This is a genomic window from Prosthecobacter fluviatilis (assembly GCF_042655725.1).
Classification (GTDB): Bacteria; Verrucomicrobiota; Verrucomicrobiia; order Verrucomicrobiales; family Verrucomicrobiaceae; genus Prosthecobacter; species Prosthecobacter fluviatilis.
The window spans coordinates 43,009-59,085 of record NZ_JBHSMQ010000009.1 but is presented as its reverse complement, the minus strand read 5'-3'; the positions used below and the strand labels follow the sequence as shown (position 1 = coordinate 59,085).

At 65.7% G+C, this 16,077-nt stretch carries 4 protein-coding genes; 3 read left to right on the top strand and 1 reads right to left on the bottom strand.

Annotated elements, in window-relative coordinates; genetic code table 11:
* Positions 1-106: 106 nt before the first annotated feature.
* Entirely contained in the window at positions 107-4,939 is a 4,833-nt protein-coding gene (locus ACFQDI_RS20300; protein WP_377170287.1) for a TIR domain-containing protein, read from the bottom strand.
* 197 nt (positions 4,940-5,136) lie between these two features.
* Here ACFQDI_RS20300 and ACFQDI_RS20295 point away from each other — a divergent pair, with 197 nt between their 5' ends.
* From ACFQDI_RS20295 to ACFQDI_RS20285, 3 genes are all read left to right on the top strand, one after another.
* Complete coding sequence (locus ACFQDI_RS20295) at positions 5,137-7,179, top strand: AAA-like domain-containing protein (protein WP_377170284.1); 2,043 nt, start codon at positions 5,137-5,139, stop codon at positions 7,177-7,179.
* A gap of 75 nt (positions 7,180-7,254) precedes the next feature.
* Complete coding sequence (locus tag ACFQDI_RS20290; protein WP_377170282.1) at positions 7,255-13,626, top strand: AAA-like domain-containing protein; 6,372 nt, start codon at positions 7,255-7,257, stop codon at positions 13,624-13,626.
* Between the two features lie 72 nt (positions 13,627-13,698).
* A complete protein-coding gene (locus tag ACFQDI_RS20285) occupies positions 13,699-15,606 on the top strand; it encodes a hypothetical protein (protein WP_377170280.1) in 1,908 nt (635 codons plus the stop codon).
* The last annotated feature ends 471 nt before the right edge of the window (positions 15,607-16,077 follow it).

Sequence of the window (16,077 nt, the reverse complement as noted above, 5' to 3'; positions counted from 1 at the left end):
TCACACCCGTTTCCCATAGATCGTGGTATCTCAGCCGGGAGCGCCGTGCCGCAGGATGTGGGCGGCAGCCCCGCTGAATGAGCTTGGTGCATGCGCAATCTGCGCCTCACGGCTTCGGCAGCGCCGCCAGGATCTCCGTCATGACGGCGACCTCCGCTTTTGTCCAGTCCAGCTTCGCCACGTAGTCGGCTTTGCCGTAGTCCGCATTCAGCGCGATGAGCTTTTGGTACGCAGCCACCGCCGCAGGTTTGTCTCCTGTGGACCAGTGGCCCACGGCCACGCCTGCCATCGCATCCTCATTTTTTTCACCCAGCAGTTTGTGGGCTGTCTGCCAGTAGCTCAGGGCCTTGGCGTGGAGCCCCACGTTGAAGGCCGCCCAGCCGCATTGCCGCGCCACTCCGCCATCCTGCGGCAGGAGGCCGGTGGCATGGTCAAAGGCTTTTTCAGCATCGGCAAGGTTTCCCGCCTTGCCCAGCGCGGTGCCCAGCTGGCGCAGCACGCCGGTCACGTAGGTGAGAGGGTAGGCGTACGTGCCTTGTTCCTGGGCAAATTTCACGGCGTAGGCAAAGGCCGCCGCCGCTTTGGCAGGCTGTTCGCGACCTTGCAGAATGCCTCCGAGGAAGCGATGACCCTCGGGATTTTTCGGGAATTCAGCGATGAGCTGATTCGCAACAGCCTCCGCTTCAGCCGGTGTGCCCGCCTTGGTGCAGGCGGAGTCAATCTTGCCCAGCACATCCACCACATAGTCGGAGTAGGAAGGCCCGCCTCGGATCGCAGCCTTCACCGCCAGAACGAACTCCGCCATCTGCGCGGCGTGCAGCCCGCGCTTTTCCAGGACCTGGCCCATGAAGTAATGCCCCTCCGGTTTGGCGGGAAATGCCGCCACATGCCTCTTCGCCGCAGCCTCTGCCTCCACCAGATTGTCAGCGCCGGTGTGCAGCCAGGCGTAGCACTCGCGGTAGAGGATGGGGGCGAGCTCGAAAAGGCCACCGCTTTTGGGCAGCGTCTCCGCCGCCTGTCGCAGCAGCGGGGCGGCTTCGGCGTATTTTTTCTCGCGGTAGAGCGCGGAGCCCAGCGCAGCCACCTGCTCCGGCACGAGCGGGCCTGCTTTCATCGCGGCTTGCAGAAGGGCTGCGGCCCTGGGCTGCAGGCTGTCCTCCCCATAGCGCGCCAGAAGGCCCGCATACTTCGTCTGGAGTCCTGCGGGCAGCTGCTCAAAGGGGAATCTCACGTCCGCCACCAGGTTCCTGACCAGGCTCTGCTCGAAAGCGTCCGTGCTGCCATTCACGATCTCTTCAAACGCGCCCCCGCTGCCCAGGTACTCGGAGACGAGCGGAAAGATGGAGTCCATGACTGCGGCGCTCTCGCTCCAGCCCTCCTGCCGCGCGATGCGGCGCGAAATCCAGATCTGCGATCTCAGCGCACGCTTTCCCAGCGGCTCCTTGGCAGACACATGCGGGCGCACACCTTCCTTGATAAGCAGCAGCGCCTGGTAATGGCGTGTAAAATCGCCAATCAGGCTTTCCGCAAAGGCGAGGCGGCGCTCCAGCATCTCCGCGCCGGGTTTCTCGTCCGGCCGTGCCAGCCACTCCAGCAGCGGCTCTGCACGGAAATAGCGGCTGGACGCCCGCCGGTCCGGCTGCAGCACAGCCTCCTTCAGCAGCGGCTCATACCAGGAGCGCAGCGTGGCCACGTCCAGTTTCGGGAAGGGCTGGGTGTTTAGCACCTTGTCCAGTGCGTGATAGACCTGCTCCTCTCCCGTCGCGAGCAGACCGCCCGTTTTCGCCGAAGCGTAAGGACCGGAGGGAAGGGGCAGCTTCCACACTTCAGCACTGCGCTGCAGCTCCTCATAGCGCAGCCGCCTGTCACGCAGGTCTTCGGGGGCGGCGTAGTTGAAAGGAGTTCTTTCATCCGCATCCAGCAGCGTCTGGTACTCCACCAGCAACTCCATCGCCTGCGCCAGCACCTCGGGACTGCGGTCACCTTCATCCACACGCAGAAAGAGGGCCATGGCATCTGTGCGCTCAGCCCACAGCGCCTGCAGTTCGCGGATCAGGCGCTCCGCAGGCGCAGGTGCGGCGCGCCGTGCCTCCTGGAAGATTTCACGCATGTTCTGCATGCGCTCCTGGTCCACCGCCCAGCGCAGCTCCGCCGTGTGGTCCTCCCAATGCTGCATGGCCGACTCCTCCACCGCTTTTTGCAGAATCATCACCGCCCGGCCCTCCGCGGCATTTTCCGCGAGCTTTGCCGCCGGCGTCTCCAGCAGCGGGCGCAGCTGCGGCTGGCCGGTGAGTTTTCCCAGCAGCGCATGCACGGCGGTGCTCTCACCCGGCTGTGCGGGCTTCAAAAGCTCTTCGACCCTCTGGAAAGCCGCGGCGGTGTCACGCAGCGGGGCTATGATGCCGAAGTCGTTCACGTAAAGGCCCGCGACAGCCTCGGCGGCGGTGGCCAGCGCTTCAGCAGCGGCAGAGAAGTCCTTTGCCAGCACTGCGTCCCATCCCAGCAGGCGCACCAGTTGCTCGTAGCCGGGATTCATTTCCAGCGACACATGCGGCAGCACATCCGTGAGCGGATCTCCCGTCTCCAGACTCCGAAACACCATGCCGCCGGGCTCCCGCTGGATGAACCAGGGGCGCTCCGGGTCCAGCGCCGCGCTGTGCAGTGCCTCCGCGCCGGGCACCGCCTTGGCGCTGTCACCTGCCGGCCAGTCGGACTCGTAAAGCATCACACCTTTCTCCACGTCCCAGATGCGCAGCTGCCCGTGCTCGCTGAAGCTCAGCAGGCGGTTCGGGCGCTTCGGGTCCGTCGCCATCCATGAGACGCCGGGGTGCTGGAAAGCCGGGCCGCTGCGCTCTCCCGTGGTGCTGTCCCAGCACTGGATGCTGCCATTCCCCAGCGTGATGAGCCAGCGCCCGCTGTGGTCAAAACCCGTCCACGAGCAGCCGTCATGCGGCAGCTTGGAGCGCAGCACCGCACCCGTCCGCGCATCGTAGAGCGAGGCACCGTCGTTATAAAGGCCGCTCAGGGAGGCTGAGCTCCCCAGGAGACCGGAGGCGGTGCGCAGCGCCAGCAGACGTCCGTCGTTGGAAAAATTGGCCACATACATTCCGCCATAGGTGGTGATGTCGAGCGGCACCTTTTTGCCGTCCAGCTCCAGGTAGGGCTTCCGGCGGCTGCCATCACGCCTGCCCCACACTTTTGTTTTGCCATCCGGAGCGGTGGCAAAGAGCTCGTCCTGCCCCTCGGTGTTCGAGTCGCTCTGAAACGGCCCCGGCGGCACAGGCTCGGTGTTTCCGGCCTGGGCAGGCTTCCGGGCCGCCACAGCCACCGTGGGCCATGGCGCGTCCGTGCGCGTCCACACCCGCGCAAATCCCAGAGCCGTTCCCGTGGCGAAAAGATGGCCGTGCAGCGCATCCTGCGCGGTCACCGCGCTCTCGTGCCTGAAGTTTTCGCAGAGGCGCAGCCCCGTCGCCGCCGTCTTGAAAAGCACGCGCTGATCTCCCGCCGGCACGATGTCCTTGTTCAGCGGCAGCGGCTCGTCGGCACTCAGCCACTGCAGTGGCTTCGCGTGCGCCTCGTCATCCTTCGCAAAAGAAAACGGGTGCAGGGCTCCCGCTGGCAGCGGCGTGACATGGGTTTCATCGATGCCCTTGTGCACCAGCGTGAGGTGCGCCTTCGTGCCAGCGGCATTCACCCGCATGTCCACCACCTCACGGCGCCCCACCTCCAGCGGCCTCGTCAGCAGCTGGCTCGTCCGCCAGTCCCACACCTGCAGGCTTGCTTTGCCCATCACGCTGTAGGCATCCAGCGCCCGCGCAGTCACCAGGCGCTTTTCATCCGGCAGCAGGCGCATGCGGCGCACCATGTGAGGCCCGGCAAACTCACGCAGCAGCACCGGCCAGCTCTTGCGCCCCAGCAGAGTCAGGATGCAGAAGGCGGAGGAGGAGTTGTGCGGATCCAGCCTCAACGACTTCGCGTAATGCGCCAGCGCCTTGTCCCCCACGCCCTGCCGCATCCAGTCCGTGGCCGTCGTAAACTCAGACCTGCCCGCATTCTGCCGCACTGTCAGCTCGCTGCGCTCCGCCTTCCCCCGCATCTGCCACGCCACCACGCCCGCCACCGCCGCCGCCAGTGCCAGCAGGGCAAAGCCCGCCGCCAGCCGCATCAGCACACGCCCGCGCCGCCGCGCCGCCGCCAGCGCACGCACCTGGTCGCGCTGTGTCAGCACGCCAAACGGCACGCCAAGGCCCCCTGCCACGATCTTCAGCACCGCCTCGTTCAGCCGCTTCTCATATTCCACCACCGCCTCCCGCACCTCGCGGCTGCCCAGCGCGGGCTGCCGTTTTTTCAGCTCACGGCCGTAGAGCGCCGCGCTCGTCCAGCCCTGCTCCGGCCTCCCTTGCGGCCGCACATCCGCCGCGATCGGCTCCACCCGCACGCTCCAGTCCACGCTGCCATCCTCCCGCGCCGCCCCGTAGCGCAGCGGCTCCGGCAGGCACTCCAGGCCGGACTTTCCCGCATCATCCGTCACATTCGGCTCACCGTCGATCATCAGCGCCAGCACGCGGCTGGACCGCCCCAGCTCCTTGAAGTAGCGGATCTCCTCCGCCACATAGCGCGACTGTACCGCCCGTGGCGAGCACAGCACCACCAGCAGATCGCTCCGCTCCAGCGCCAGCTTGATGTTGTTGCTCAGGTCCGCATCCGCCGGCAGCTCCGCCTCATCCCGAAAAACCGGGTACAGCGAGGCCGGCACCTGGCCCCCGCGCAGATTCGCCGTGCCCACCAGCTCCGGCGGCACCACGTAGCCCTCCAGCGTGTCGTGCAGCCAGTTTGCCCACTGGCGGCCCGACTCCTTGTTGTCCGCATGCCGGTAGGAGATGAAGACCGCGTAATGTCGCTGGCCTGCCTCATTGTGGGAGGTGGATGAAGCACTCATCAATGGTTCAATTAAATAAAGTCTGGGCTTCGGCAGGCGGAGAGCTAACCTGGCATCCCGGCAGCTACTATTGAGATTTCTTGAAAATGGCAAGACTTTATCCGTTCCCAATGCTTGACGCAGGCATGCAAAACGCGCTGAAATGCGCAGGCACTGCACCTCACCCCTGATCGTCTCTCCGCCATTCAAATATGAGCATGATGAAAAAGCACGACGTCTTTATCAGCTACCGCAGCAGCGACCGCGACTGCGCAGACAACTTCCGCACCGTCCTTGAGGCCAATGGCCTGCGCTGCTGGATCGACCAGGAAGGCATCGCCCTCGCCTCACGCTGGGACGACTCCATCTCCCAGGCCATCTGCAACAGCCTCCTCATGTGCATCCTCATCAGCGACAACACCGTGCTCAAGCCCGACGAGCAGCGGCGCGAGCTCCTCGTCGCAGACAAATACAAAGTCCCCGTCGTCCCCCTCTACGTCGCCGCGCCGGACACCTGCCGCGTCTTCGAGTTCCTCCTCGCCACCACCCAGCACTTCGACGCCAGCACCCCGCCGCTCATCGAAAAGCTCGAAAGCGCCGCCGTGCAGATCCGCCAGCTCATCGGCGAGCTCAAGCTCCGCCAGCTCAAGTCCGAAGCCCAGCAGCCCGCCGCCGCAGCCAAGCCCCGGCCCGTACCCGCACAGGCACCCGCTCCTGTGCCTGCACCCGCGCCCGCATCTCCATCCGCACCCGCCCAGCCACCGCTCGCCGCAGACAAATCCTCCGTCGCCATCCTCTACCGCCGCAACGTCGTCGAAGACGAGCGCCTCCTCGGCCTCATCTACGAGCGCCTCCAGCAGCGCGGCCACCGCGTCTTTGTGGACAAAAATCTCGAAGTCGGCTCAGACTGGCGCCGCGTCATCCGCGAGAAAGTCGAGACCGCAGACATCGTCATCCCGCTCCTCTCCATGTTCTCCATCGGCAGTGAAATGCTCGAAGAGGAGATCGAGATCGCCCAGCGCCGGCAGAACACCCCGCCCGGCGGCACCCCGCGCATCCTCCCCGTGCGCGTCGCCTATGAGGGAGAGCTCCCCCCCGGCATGGCCCACGCCCTCCAGCACCTCCAGTACCAGCTCTGGCACGGCCCCGAGGACGATGAGGCCCTCCTCCAGTCCATCACCGAAGCCGTCGAGCGCCCCCAGCCCCCGCCCGCCACCCAGGCCCAGCAGCGGGAAAACCCCGTCGGCGCCGTCCCCCTCACCTCGCCCTTCTACGTCGTGCGCAATTCAGACGCCGTCTTTGAGGCCGGCATCGACCACTGCGACAGCATCGTCCTCGTCAAAGGCGCGCGCCAGATGGGCAAGACCTCCCTCATCGCCCGCGGCCTCCAGCGCGCCCGCAAAAACGGCAGCCGCGTCGTCATCATCGACTTCCAGACCCTCAACGAGAGCGACTTCGCCACCCTCGACACCTTCTACCGCGCCCTCGCCTACCAGCTTGCCGAGCAGCTCGACATCGACGCCACCTACGACGAGCCCGGCTCCGAAGGCCGCGCGCCCAATGTGCGCTTCGAGCGCTTCGTCAAGCGCCGCATCATCGGCGACGCCCAGACCCCCATCGTCTGGGCCCTCGATGAGGTGGACCGCCTCTTCCCCTGCGGCTTCAGCACCGAAGTCTTCGGCCTCTTCCGCTCCTGGCACAATGCCCGCCAGCTCAATCCCGCCAGCGTCTGGAGCCAGCTCTCCCTCGTGATCGGCTTCGCCACCGAGGCCACCCTCTTCATCAAAGACGTCAATCAGTCCCCCTTCAATGTCGGCACCCGCGTCACCCTGGCGGATTTCACCTTTGAGGAAGTCAAAGACCTCAATGCCCGCTACGGCCACCCCCTGGCCAATGACGAGCAGATCCGCCGCCTCATGGAGGCCGTCGGCGGCCAGCCCTTCCTCGTGCGCCGCAGCCTCTACGCCCTCACCATCGAGCGCACCGAGAGCGACCCCAACGCCGAATTCGAAAAACTCATCGCCAATGCCAGCCGCGACAGCGGCGTCTTCGGCGACCACCTCCGCCGCTTCTTCATCGCCCTCCATCGCGACCCCGAGCTCGAAGCCGCCGTGCGCGGCTTCATCAAGCAGGGCAGGGAGCTCGACCCCGACTCCTTCCTCCGCCTCCGCAGCGCCGGCCTCATCGTCGGAGAGATCCGCCAGGAGGCCCAGGTACGCTGCGGCATCTACCGCCGCTACCTCGAAGACCACCTCGTCTAGCCACCGCACCACCTCAGCAGCAGCCGCCCAGCGGGGCAGGGGGACCCCGCACGCACCTTCCACACCCGCACACCCATGAGCACAGAGCCCGGCAAGCAGCCCGCCACCGCACGCTACTACTGGACCGGCGGCACCATGCCCCCCATGAACCGCTCCTACATCGAGCGGCGCGCCGACCAGGAGCTCTTTGACGCCATCAAGGCCGGAGACTTCTGCTACGTCCTCACCTCCCGGCAGATGGGCAAGTCCTCCCTCGTCTCCCGCGCCGCCGGCAGCCTCCGCAGCGAAGGCTTCCGCTTCGGCTTCATCGACCTCTCCGGCCTCGGCAAAAACCTCACCGCCCATCAGTGGTTCGACGGCATGCTCGAGCGCCTCGGCGACGACTTCGGCATCGAGGACGAGATCGACGACTTCCGCGCCGCCAATGCCAATCTCGGCCCCCAGCAGATGTGGCAGGAAGTCATCCGCCGCGTCCTCCTCGCGGAGATCACCGGCCGCATCGTCATCGTCATCGACGAGATCGACTACGTCCGCAGCATCACCGCCTTCTCCACAGACGAGCTCTTCACCGGCATCCGCGAGCTTTACAACCGCCGCAGCCGCGACCCCGAGCTCGAGCGCCTCAGCTTCTGCCTCATGGGCGTCGCCAGTCCCGCCGACCTCATCGAAAACAAGGACATCACCCCCTTCAACATCGGCCACCGCATCGAGCTGCGCGACTTCACCCAGCAGGAGTCCCTCGCCCTCGCAGACGGCCTCACCCGCCTCCCCCCGGACGCCGCGCGGGACATCGTCTCCCGCGTCTATCACTGGACCGGCGGCCAGCCCTACCTCACGCAAAAGATCTGCGCCATGGCCGCCGCAGACGAGGCCGCCACCCTCCCCGCGCACGTGGACAGCATCGTCCACGAAAACTTCCTCTCCCAGCGCGCCCGCGAGACCGACGACAACCTCACCGCCATCCGCGACCGCATCGACAAAGAGCGCACCCTCCAGCCCGAGTTCACCCAGAAGCTCCTCGGCGTTTACCGCCGCGTCCTCAAAGGCTCCCGCGTGGAGGACAGCGAAGTCCTGCCCGAAATCTCCGCCCTCAAGCTCACCGGCCTCGTGCGCGGAGAGAAAGGCTGGCTCATCGTCAAGAACCCCATCTACCGGGAAAACTTCAACACCCGCTGGATCTCCGACCGCATGCCCAAGGACTGGGCCCGCATGGCCGCCCTCTGGGGCCGCGCCGCCGCCGTCCTCCTCCTCATCGTCTGCCCCGCCGTCGCCATCTGGGCGCTCATGCAGCGCAGCAAGGCGGACCTCGCCCGGCAGAACGCCGAAATCATTCTCCAGCAGACCGTCCTGGAAAAAGAAGCCGCGGACAAAAGCCGGGCCGAGGCCCTCGCCGCCAGCGAGCGCGCCAAGTCGGAGGCCACCGCCGCCACCCAGCAGGCAGCCGTGGCCACCGATGCCGAAAAAAAAGCCAGGTCGGAAATCGCCATCGCCAAGGATCAGCAGCAGAAAGCTGCCGCCGCCATGGGCCAGCTCTACAAGGCCCAGACCATCAATTTCTGGTCTGAAGGCAGGCGCACCGTCGAGGCGATGTTCTTCCGCCGCGCCATGGAGGACATGGCCGCCATCCCCCAAAGCGCCAAGGATGAGGTCAATGCCGCCGCCGCCGAGCTTCTGCCTGACGAAGCGGCAGCAAGCGACGAGGCCAAAGCCGCGCCCGCACTCGCTCCGGCTGCCCGCGCCGCCACCTCTCAGGTGGAGCCCGCCGGCGCCTTCAGGCTGTCCAAGGAGACGCCCGTCACCAGCATCATCCCCTGGTGGCACCAGCCCGGCTTTCTCGTCGTTCAGCAGGATGAGGACGACAAAAGACTCAGCCAGCTTTTCGCCTGGGACCTCGCCAGTCAGCCCAAGCCGGAGGCAGTGGCCAAGCCCTCCCTCGCTTTCCCCCTGAGCTTTGCGAGTGTCCGGACTGATGATGAGACTAGCAGGCTGGTCCGCGCACTCGACGCCAGCAAGGACGGCCGCCGCCTCCTGGTGGTGGATGGCCTCGGCCTCCTCCATGTCTGGGAGCTTCAGCCCAGCGTCACCTCCCTGGTCATCAAGACCAGGCGCAAGTTTGCCTCCGCAGCCCTGCTTCCGGACGGCAAAAAAATCATCGCAGCCATCGAGGATGGTCCGGTCATCTCCATCGAGCTCGCCACCGGAGTCGAGTCCGAGCCCATCCTGCCCCCGCTCGGCGAATGGACCGCCCTCTCCCTCAGCCCCACCGGAGACCGCTTTCTCGCCGGCCTCGCAGACGGCACCGTCGTTGTCGCCGGCACCGGGCCGGAGAAAGCCCCCCCAGTGCAGTGGAAGCATGAAGGCCGGATCACCGCCCTCTCCTTCCTGCCAGACGGCAGGACCTGCGTCGTCGCCTCCACCCATGAGTATGGCCGGGCCCCCGAGACCGCAGCCGTCGAGCTGCGGGATGTCAGCACCGGCAAGCCCGCCGGGGCCTTCATGCTTTTGAAGGAAGGCGTGGAGTCCCTCTCCGTTTCTCCAGACGGCAAACGCATCGCCCTCGGCGGGCGGCTTGGAAATGCCTATCTGCTCGATGCCGCCACTCTTGGCGAAATCCGCAAGCTCAGCATTGGCTACTCCATCGATGAAAAAGACATCGACTGGGGCAGCCGCATCCATGTCAGCTACAGCAAAGATGGTGCTTCCCTGGTGGCCTGCACCTGGTCCGGCAGCATCGGCGTCTGGTCGGCAGATGGCACAGATGTGCTCTCAGACCGGGGCAGCCTCTCATTTGCCCGCGGCCCCGTCCTCACCCTGCCCAGCGGAACCATCGCCAATGCCGGCATGGTGGATCTCGGTGAAACCGAGCGCGGGGATGTGGCCCTCTTTGAGCTGGACCCCATCGGGCGCGAACTTCGGTACCTGACCACCGATCCTGAATCCAAAAAAGACTCCGAAGCCAGCCCCATCCCCCAGCTCACGAGCCAGGGCTTCACCGCCGCGGGCTTCTGTCCCCCGCACGGCATCATGGCTCTGTCCGTGTCCGCCAGAAGATTGTATGGATCTTACAGTTCCCTGCCTCTCACCCATGTCGCAGTCGGCTACGCCAGAAGCTTCAAAGAAATGAGTGCCTGGGTGGGAGATGCCGAGTTTGCCCAGGGCCCCGGCCCCCGCCGTGCGCTGCTCCTCACGGCCGCCAGCTTCAACAAGCCCAAAGCCCAGACAGGCAAGGCGGCAGCCTCCAAAAAAGGCCGCAGTCAGGGCGAAGATACCGACCAGTCCCGCACCGAATCCGATGGCAGAATCTTCAATGAAGCCCCCTGCTGCCTCGCCTTGTCCTGCGATGGAAAATCACTCGCCGCAGGCTTCCCCAGTGGCGACGTCGCCCTCCTCGACATCACCCTCCCAGACCCCTCCATTCCCGACACCGCAGGCACTGCCGGGTCCGTTTTCCGCTGGCGCAAGTCATTCTCGAAAAGCGCCATCAAGACCCTCTCCTTTGCCAGCCATGGCCTCCTGCTCATCGCAGGCGACGACAAAAAATACATCACCTACAAATCTGCCGATGGAGAGGTGGAGTCCAGCGACGACTTCTCCGGCCCTGTGGTCATGGCACCGGATGACCTCACCCACCTCGTCACCAAGGACGGCGGCAATGACGGCATCTTCCTCCAGATCGCGCACGGCACCTACTCCATCGAACGCGCCAATTCTTTTCGCTCCTCCTTCCCGCCCGTCACCTTCGCCTTTTCACCCGAGGGCAGCTGGTATGCCGCCGGTCTGAAAAACGGCTCCATCCGCCTTGGCAGGGACGGCGAGGTCTTCGAGACCATCCCCGCCTTTTCAGAAAAGCCCGCGCAGGCAGAGGCCGTGGCCTTTTCACCCGACGGCCGCTGCCTCGTCGCCGCAGATCAGCACGGCTGGCTCCGCCTCTGGAAGTTCTTCCCCAAACCCACCCCCATCATCCGCGCCGGCGAATCCCTCGAAGACGCCAAGTCCCGCTGGTCCGTGGACGTCTCAGACGCGCTCTCCGTCGTCGGCGTGGCCCGGGAGGACAGGTCCTGGCGCGACATGCATGCCGACGCAGACGCCGCCCGGGACATCGCCGACTCCTGGCACATCTTTGCCCAGGTCACCGAGTGGTACCGAGGAGGGGGCGCGCACGTCCGCCGCGAGGACATCGACGCGCTCCTCGCCCGCGCCAGCAACACACACGGCAAGCTCGAAAAATGCGGCATGGACTGTCAGCACATGCAGCACCTGGAAAAGTTCAAGACACTGCTGGACTGGAAACCCGCCGCCACCGAGGCCGACCAGGCCAGGATAGACGAAATCGAAACTCTGCCCGCTCCTCTGCGCTGGCTCCTGCTCAGCACCCGCCTCAAGTCCATGGAGCTCACCCAGCCCCAGTCCCGCGAAGTCTGGCAGGACTATGCCGGACTCATCGAGCAGCGCCTGAAGATGCACAACATAGGCGGCATCAAGCGCGAGGCGCTCTCCTCCGAATGGCAGGGCGTCTTCGACGAAGGCGTGGCCTCGGTGAAAAAAGCCGTCGCAAACGGAGCCCTCAGCATCCGCAAAGGCCAGCTTTTCTACGAGAGTCCGCAGATGTCCGAGATCAAGGCCCGCCTGGACAAAATGCAGAAGCAGTCCTCAAGCCTGTCTGCACTCTATGAAAAGATCACCGAAAAAAAGGGCACGGGCGTCACCCCGCAGGACCGCACCTCTTATCTCAAAGCCTATGACGAGGCGGTGAAGTCCGGCTACCCGCCCGACTACATCAGCACCGCCAGGGCCTACATCCAGGCCAGAGCCCTCAAGGAATATGACCGCGCCACCGCCTACCTCAGGCTCACCTCCACCCTCGCCGAGGAGGCTGACCACAAGGCCTTTGCGGAGCTCTCCTGGTCCTACCTCCACGAAGAGCTTGGCCGCCCCGTCGAAGCCCTCGACCACGTCCGCAAGGCCACCCTCATCCCCGCCCGCGAGGACGAGGCCTGGACACGCCGCTTCAAGCTGGAGGACAAAGCCGCCGACCTCTCCGGAGACAAGGCAGACCTCCTGCGCTGTGCCGCCGAAATCGAAAAAGCCGCCGGCAGCAAAAAATTCGAGGAGCCCTGGCGCACCCTCTTCCTCAAAGTGGCCAAGCACATGAACGACGTCGGCCGTGCCAAAGAAACCCGGGCCTTTGCCGAGCAGGTCTTCAAGGACCAGCCAGACAGCCTCCCGCTCTACAAAGCCTTCTGGGACGGCACCAGCAGCCCCGATGAAGAATACCGCCTCTGGTCGCTCAGCGTGCTCAACCAGGGGATCGAGGCCGCCCTCAAGAAGGTCAAGCCCGACAGCGAAAAGGAGGACAAGGACATCCTCTTCCACCTCGTCTCCCGCCGTGCCGCGCATTACCGCCAGCAGAACGAGACCCTCGAAGCCGCGGCAGGCTACAAGGACGCCTATGAGCATGCCGTTGACGAAGGAAACAAAGGCTGGGTCCTCACCGAACTCGGGGACAACCTCCGCCGCCTCGGCTTGTACACCGACAGCGAAAAATGCTTCGTCGAAGGACTCCCCAACGACACATCCACCTGGGCCCAGGACGCCCACGCAGAACTTCTGGAAGACATGGGGCTCTTCCCCGAAGCCATCGCCATCCGCAAGCAGCTCTTTGAACGCGCAGAGCCCGACTCCGACAGCATCGCCGGCATCACTCACGCCAGCGCCTACGCCGGTGCGCTGCGCCTGGCTGGCAGGCTCGCGGAGGCCAAAGCCGTGCTGCAGCGCGCCCTCGCTCCAGACTCGGGCCTCACCCTGAGCAAGCGCCAGTCCTGCCTTCACCAGCTCGCATTGATCCTCAAGCGGGAGATCCTGAGCCCCGGCACCGCTCCCGCCCAGATCCCCGCGCTCGAAGCCGAAATGAAGAAAACCATCGACGAAACCGAGGCGCTGACCGCCCGCATGCCGGAAGCAGAGCGCCCGGCAAACATCTGGCTTCCCTGGCTTCTGGGAGACCTCAAAGAAACAGCCCGCAGGATTCAGGAAAGCGCCGCCAAGGACAAAAAGCCCAGCTCCACCACCCCCTACAACAAAGCCATCCTCGCCGCCCTTCAGGGAGACAACGAGGAGGCCCTCGCCCAGTGCGTCGTCTCATTGTCCTTCCACTTGTATCCCGACGCAGCGCTCTTTGATCCCCCCTACAGCCAGGCCCTGGCCGCGCTGCCAGCCATGAAGGAGCTCGTCGCCATCTCCGCCGTGAAAAACTTCGGCGACCTGCCCCTGCGCGAAGAGCGCCTCGCCGCCTGGATGGAGGCCCTCCCCCTCACCAAGCCCGAAAACCGCAAGACCGCATCAGACATCGCCAAAGCTCTCCGCCAGCGCGCCGCAGACATGCGCAAAGCCCCCCTCTCCCTGCCGGAATTCACCAAGGACAAACCTGCGGACACCGCCCGGAAATAGCACGTCCCACACTTGACGCAGGCACAGATGCTGCGCTGAAGTAGGCGCTGAGCCGATTCATCATTCTGCCCCATGGAGCAGCCCCCCGCACACCCTCACCGCCCCGCGTGGTACCAGCCCCTCTGCACCGCCCTCGGCCTGCAGCCGGGAGCCACGGCGGCGCAGGTGCTGGAAAAGGCGGACGCCGTCGCCAGCACCCTCGCGCCCAATACCCGCAGGCTCTGGCGCTGGATCCTCGCGCTGGAGGGCGTCGCCGTCGTCCTCCCGCTCCTCTGGCTCCTCGTCCTCCGCCTCGGCTGGCACCCCGGCTACACCGCCGCCGCCGTGCTCACCTGCACCCTCGCCATCGTCGGCGTCTGCTGGTGGCTGCGCTGGCGCGGCATGCAGCACACCTGGACGCGCGCCCGCCTCCTGGCCGAGATCGCACGCTCCGCCGCCGCCACCGGCTGGCTGCCCGGCCGCGTCACCGTCGAGGCCCTCTCCACCGTCCCAAAGCTCCAGGTCATCGCCGCCGGCCTGCCCCAGGACTCTGCCCCCGAGAGCACGCCTGACCTCGATTCCCTCCGCCAGCGCTACCTCACAGAGCGCATCCTCAACCAGCGAGACCACTACCAGGAAAAGCGCAGCGCCGCCATCCACGAGCGCAAAAACCTCAGCCGCTGGGTCACCCGCACCCTCGACGGCGCCCTCTTCCTCGCCGTCGCCGGCGCCGCGCTCGTCATCAGCGGCCGCGCAGACTACCTCCTCCGCGTCTCCGGCTCCGACTACGTCATGGGCCTCGCAGGCACCACCCTCCCGCTCGTCGCCATTTTGATGCAGTCCCTCAGCTCCTTCCTCGAGCTCAACCGCCGCACCGGGCGCTACGCCCTGCAGATCGACTTCCTCGAAGCCGCCGCCGCCCGCCTCCAGCACGCCGCCACCCTCCCCGACGCCATGGCCATCGTCCACCAGGTCGAGACCGTCCTCCTCGGCGAAGTCGTCGAATGGTTTTACCAGGCCGAGCACTCCGAGTTCTTCTACCGCAGCAAAAACCTCGACGAGGCCGCCACCATCCGCGCCACCGTCGAGCAGGCGCGCCACACCTGGCACCACCGCCTCCTCGGCGGCCTCACCGCCAGCCTCAGCTTCATCCTCTCCGTCATCCTCGGCCGCCTCGTCGTCGTCGCCGTCGCCATCGTCCTCACCTCCGCCTGGATCGCCTGGCACGTGCCCAAAGACTACGTCGCCACCAGCGCCATCCACCGGCGGGATGGCCGCCTCCTCTCCAGCGCCACCGCAGACGGCTGGGACCCCCGGCCAGAGCGCACCGCCCACGGCCTCATCCTCATCGCCCACGGCCTGCATGACGGCGCCAACCGCAAGGAAGACAAAAGCCGCTGGATGGAGCGCATGCAAAACACCCTGGAGAGAAGCAAAGACCTCGCCCTGCAAGTCCCCGAAATCTGCCTCGTGGACTGGCACGAAGCCGCCCAGGACCCCTCCCTCCAGCACAATTTCCTCAACGACCTCGCCGCCATCCGCTCCATGGGCGAGGAGATCGGCAAGATCGTCGGCTGCAAGCTCGCCATGCAGATCAAATCCGGTAAAGTCCGCGCCGACCAGCCCATGCACTTCATCGGCCACAGCGCCGGCGGTTTCGTCGTCATGGCCGCAGCACGCACCCTCGACATCCTCGGCATCAGGCCCGCCAACCTCCGCCTCACCATCCTCGACACCCCGCTCCCCGACGTCAAAGAGCAGGGGGACCTCAGCAGCGTCATTCAGTACCACCCCCTCGACTACTACTGCACCTCCGCCTTTGCCCAGGGCGTCCCTCCCGAAGGCTGGCACCCCCGCTTCAGCCGCTTCCAGATCGAGCTCAAGGAAGACATGGACGCCTACCTCGACGCCCACTCCTACGCCCACGAGTGGTACATCGAAAGCATCACCAACCACGACAAGCGCGGCTTCTCCCGCAGCCCCTTCATGACCCGGCCCTGAGCCCTCGCCGCAGAATAGGGACTGCGGTCGCGAAGGGAGGCACGAACGCAGCTGCCGCTTTCCGCCGTGCCGGACGAACGGCGGGAACCCGATAAATTCCGCAGGCGGCAGCCGATGATCTTTCGCTCACAGCCTGGGCATGCGCACGCCACGAGACTTATACCACGCACAGTTGAAAACGGGTCTTATGGATGTAAGCCAGCATCCCATGCGGCCAGCCAGCGCTCTGGCGGAGAGGGATCGTCCCGATCCCTCACGCTCCCGCATCGCCCTGCATACTCGTGCCTCCGCAAAGCCGAGCCTCCCTCATCATCCACCGCTCTCGCACATCCGCGAACACGCTGCAGGTGGGGGGATCAAGATGATCCCCCTCCGTCTCTGCGGCGAAGCCTCTGGCGGAGAGGGATCGTCCCGATCCCTCACGCTCCCGCATCGCCCTGCATTCTCGTGCCTCCGCAAAGCCGGGCCTCC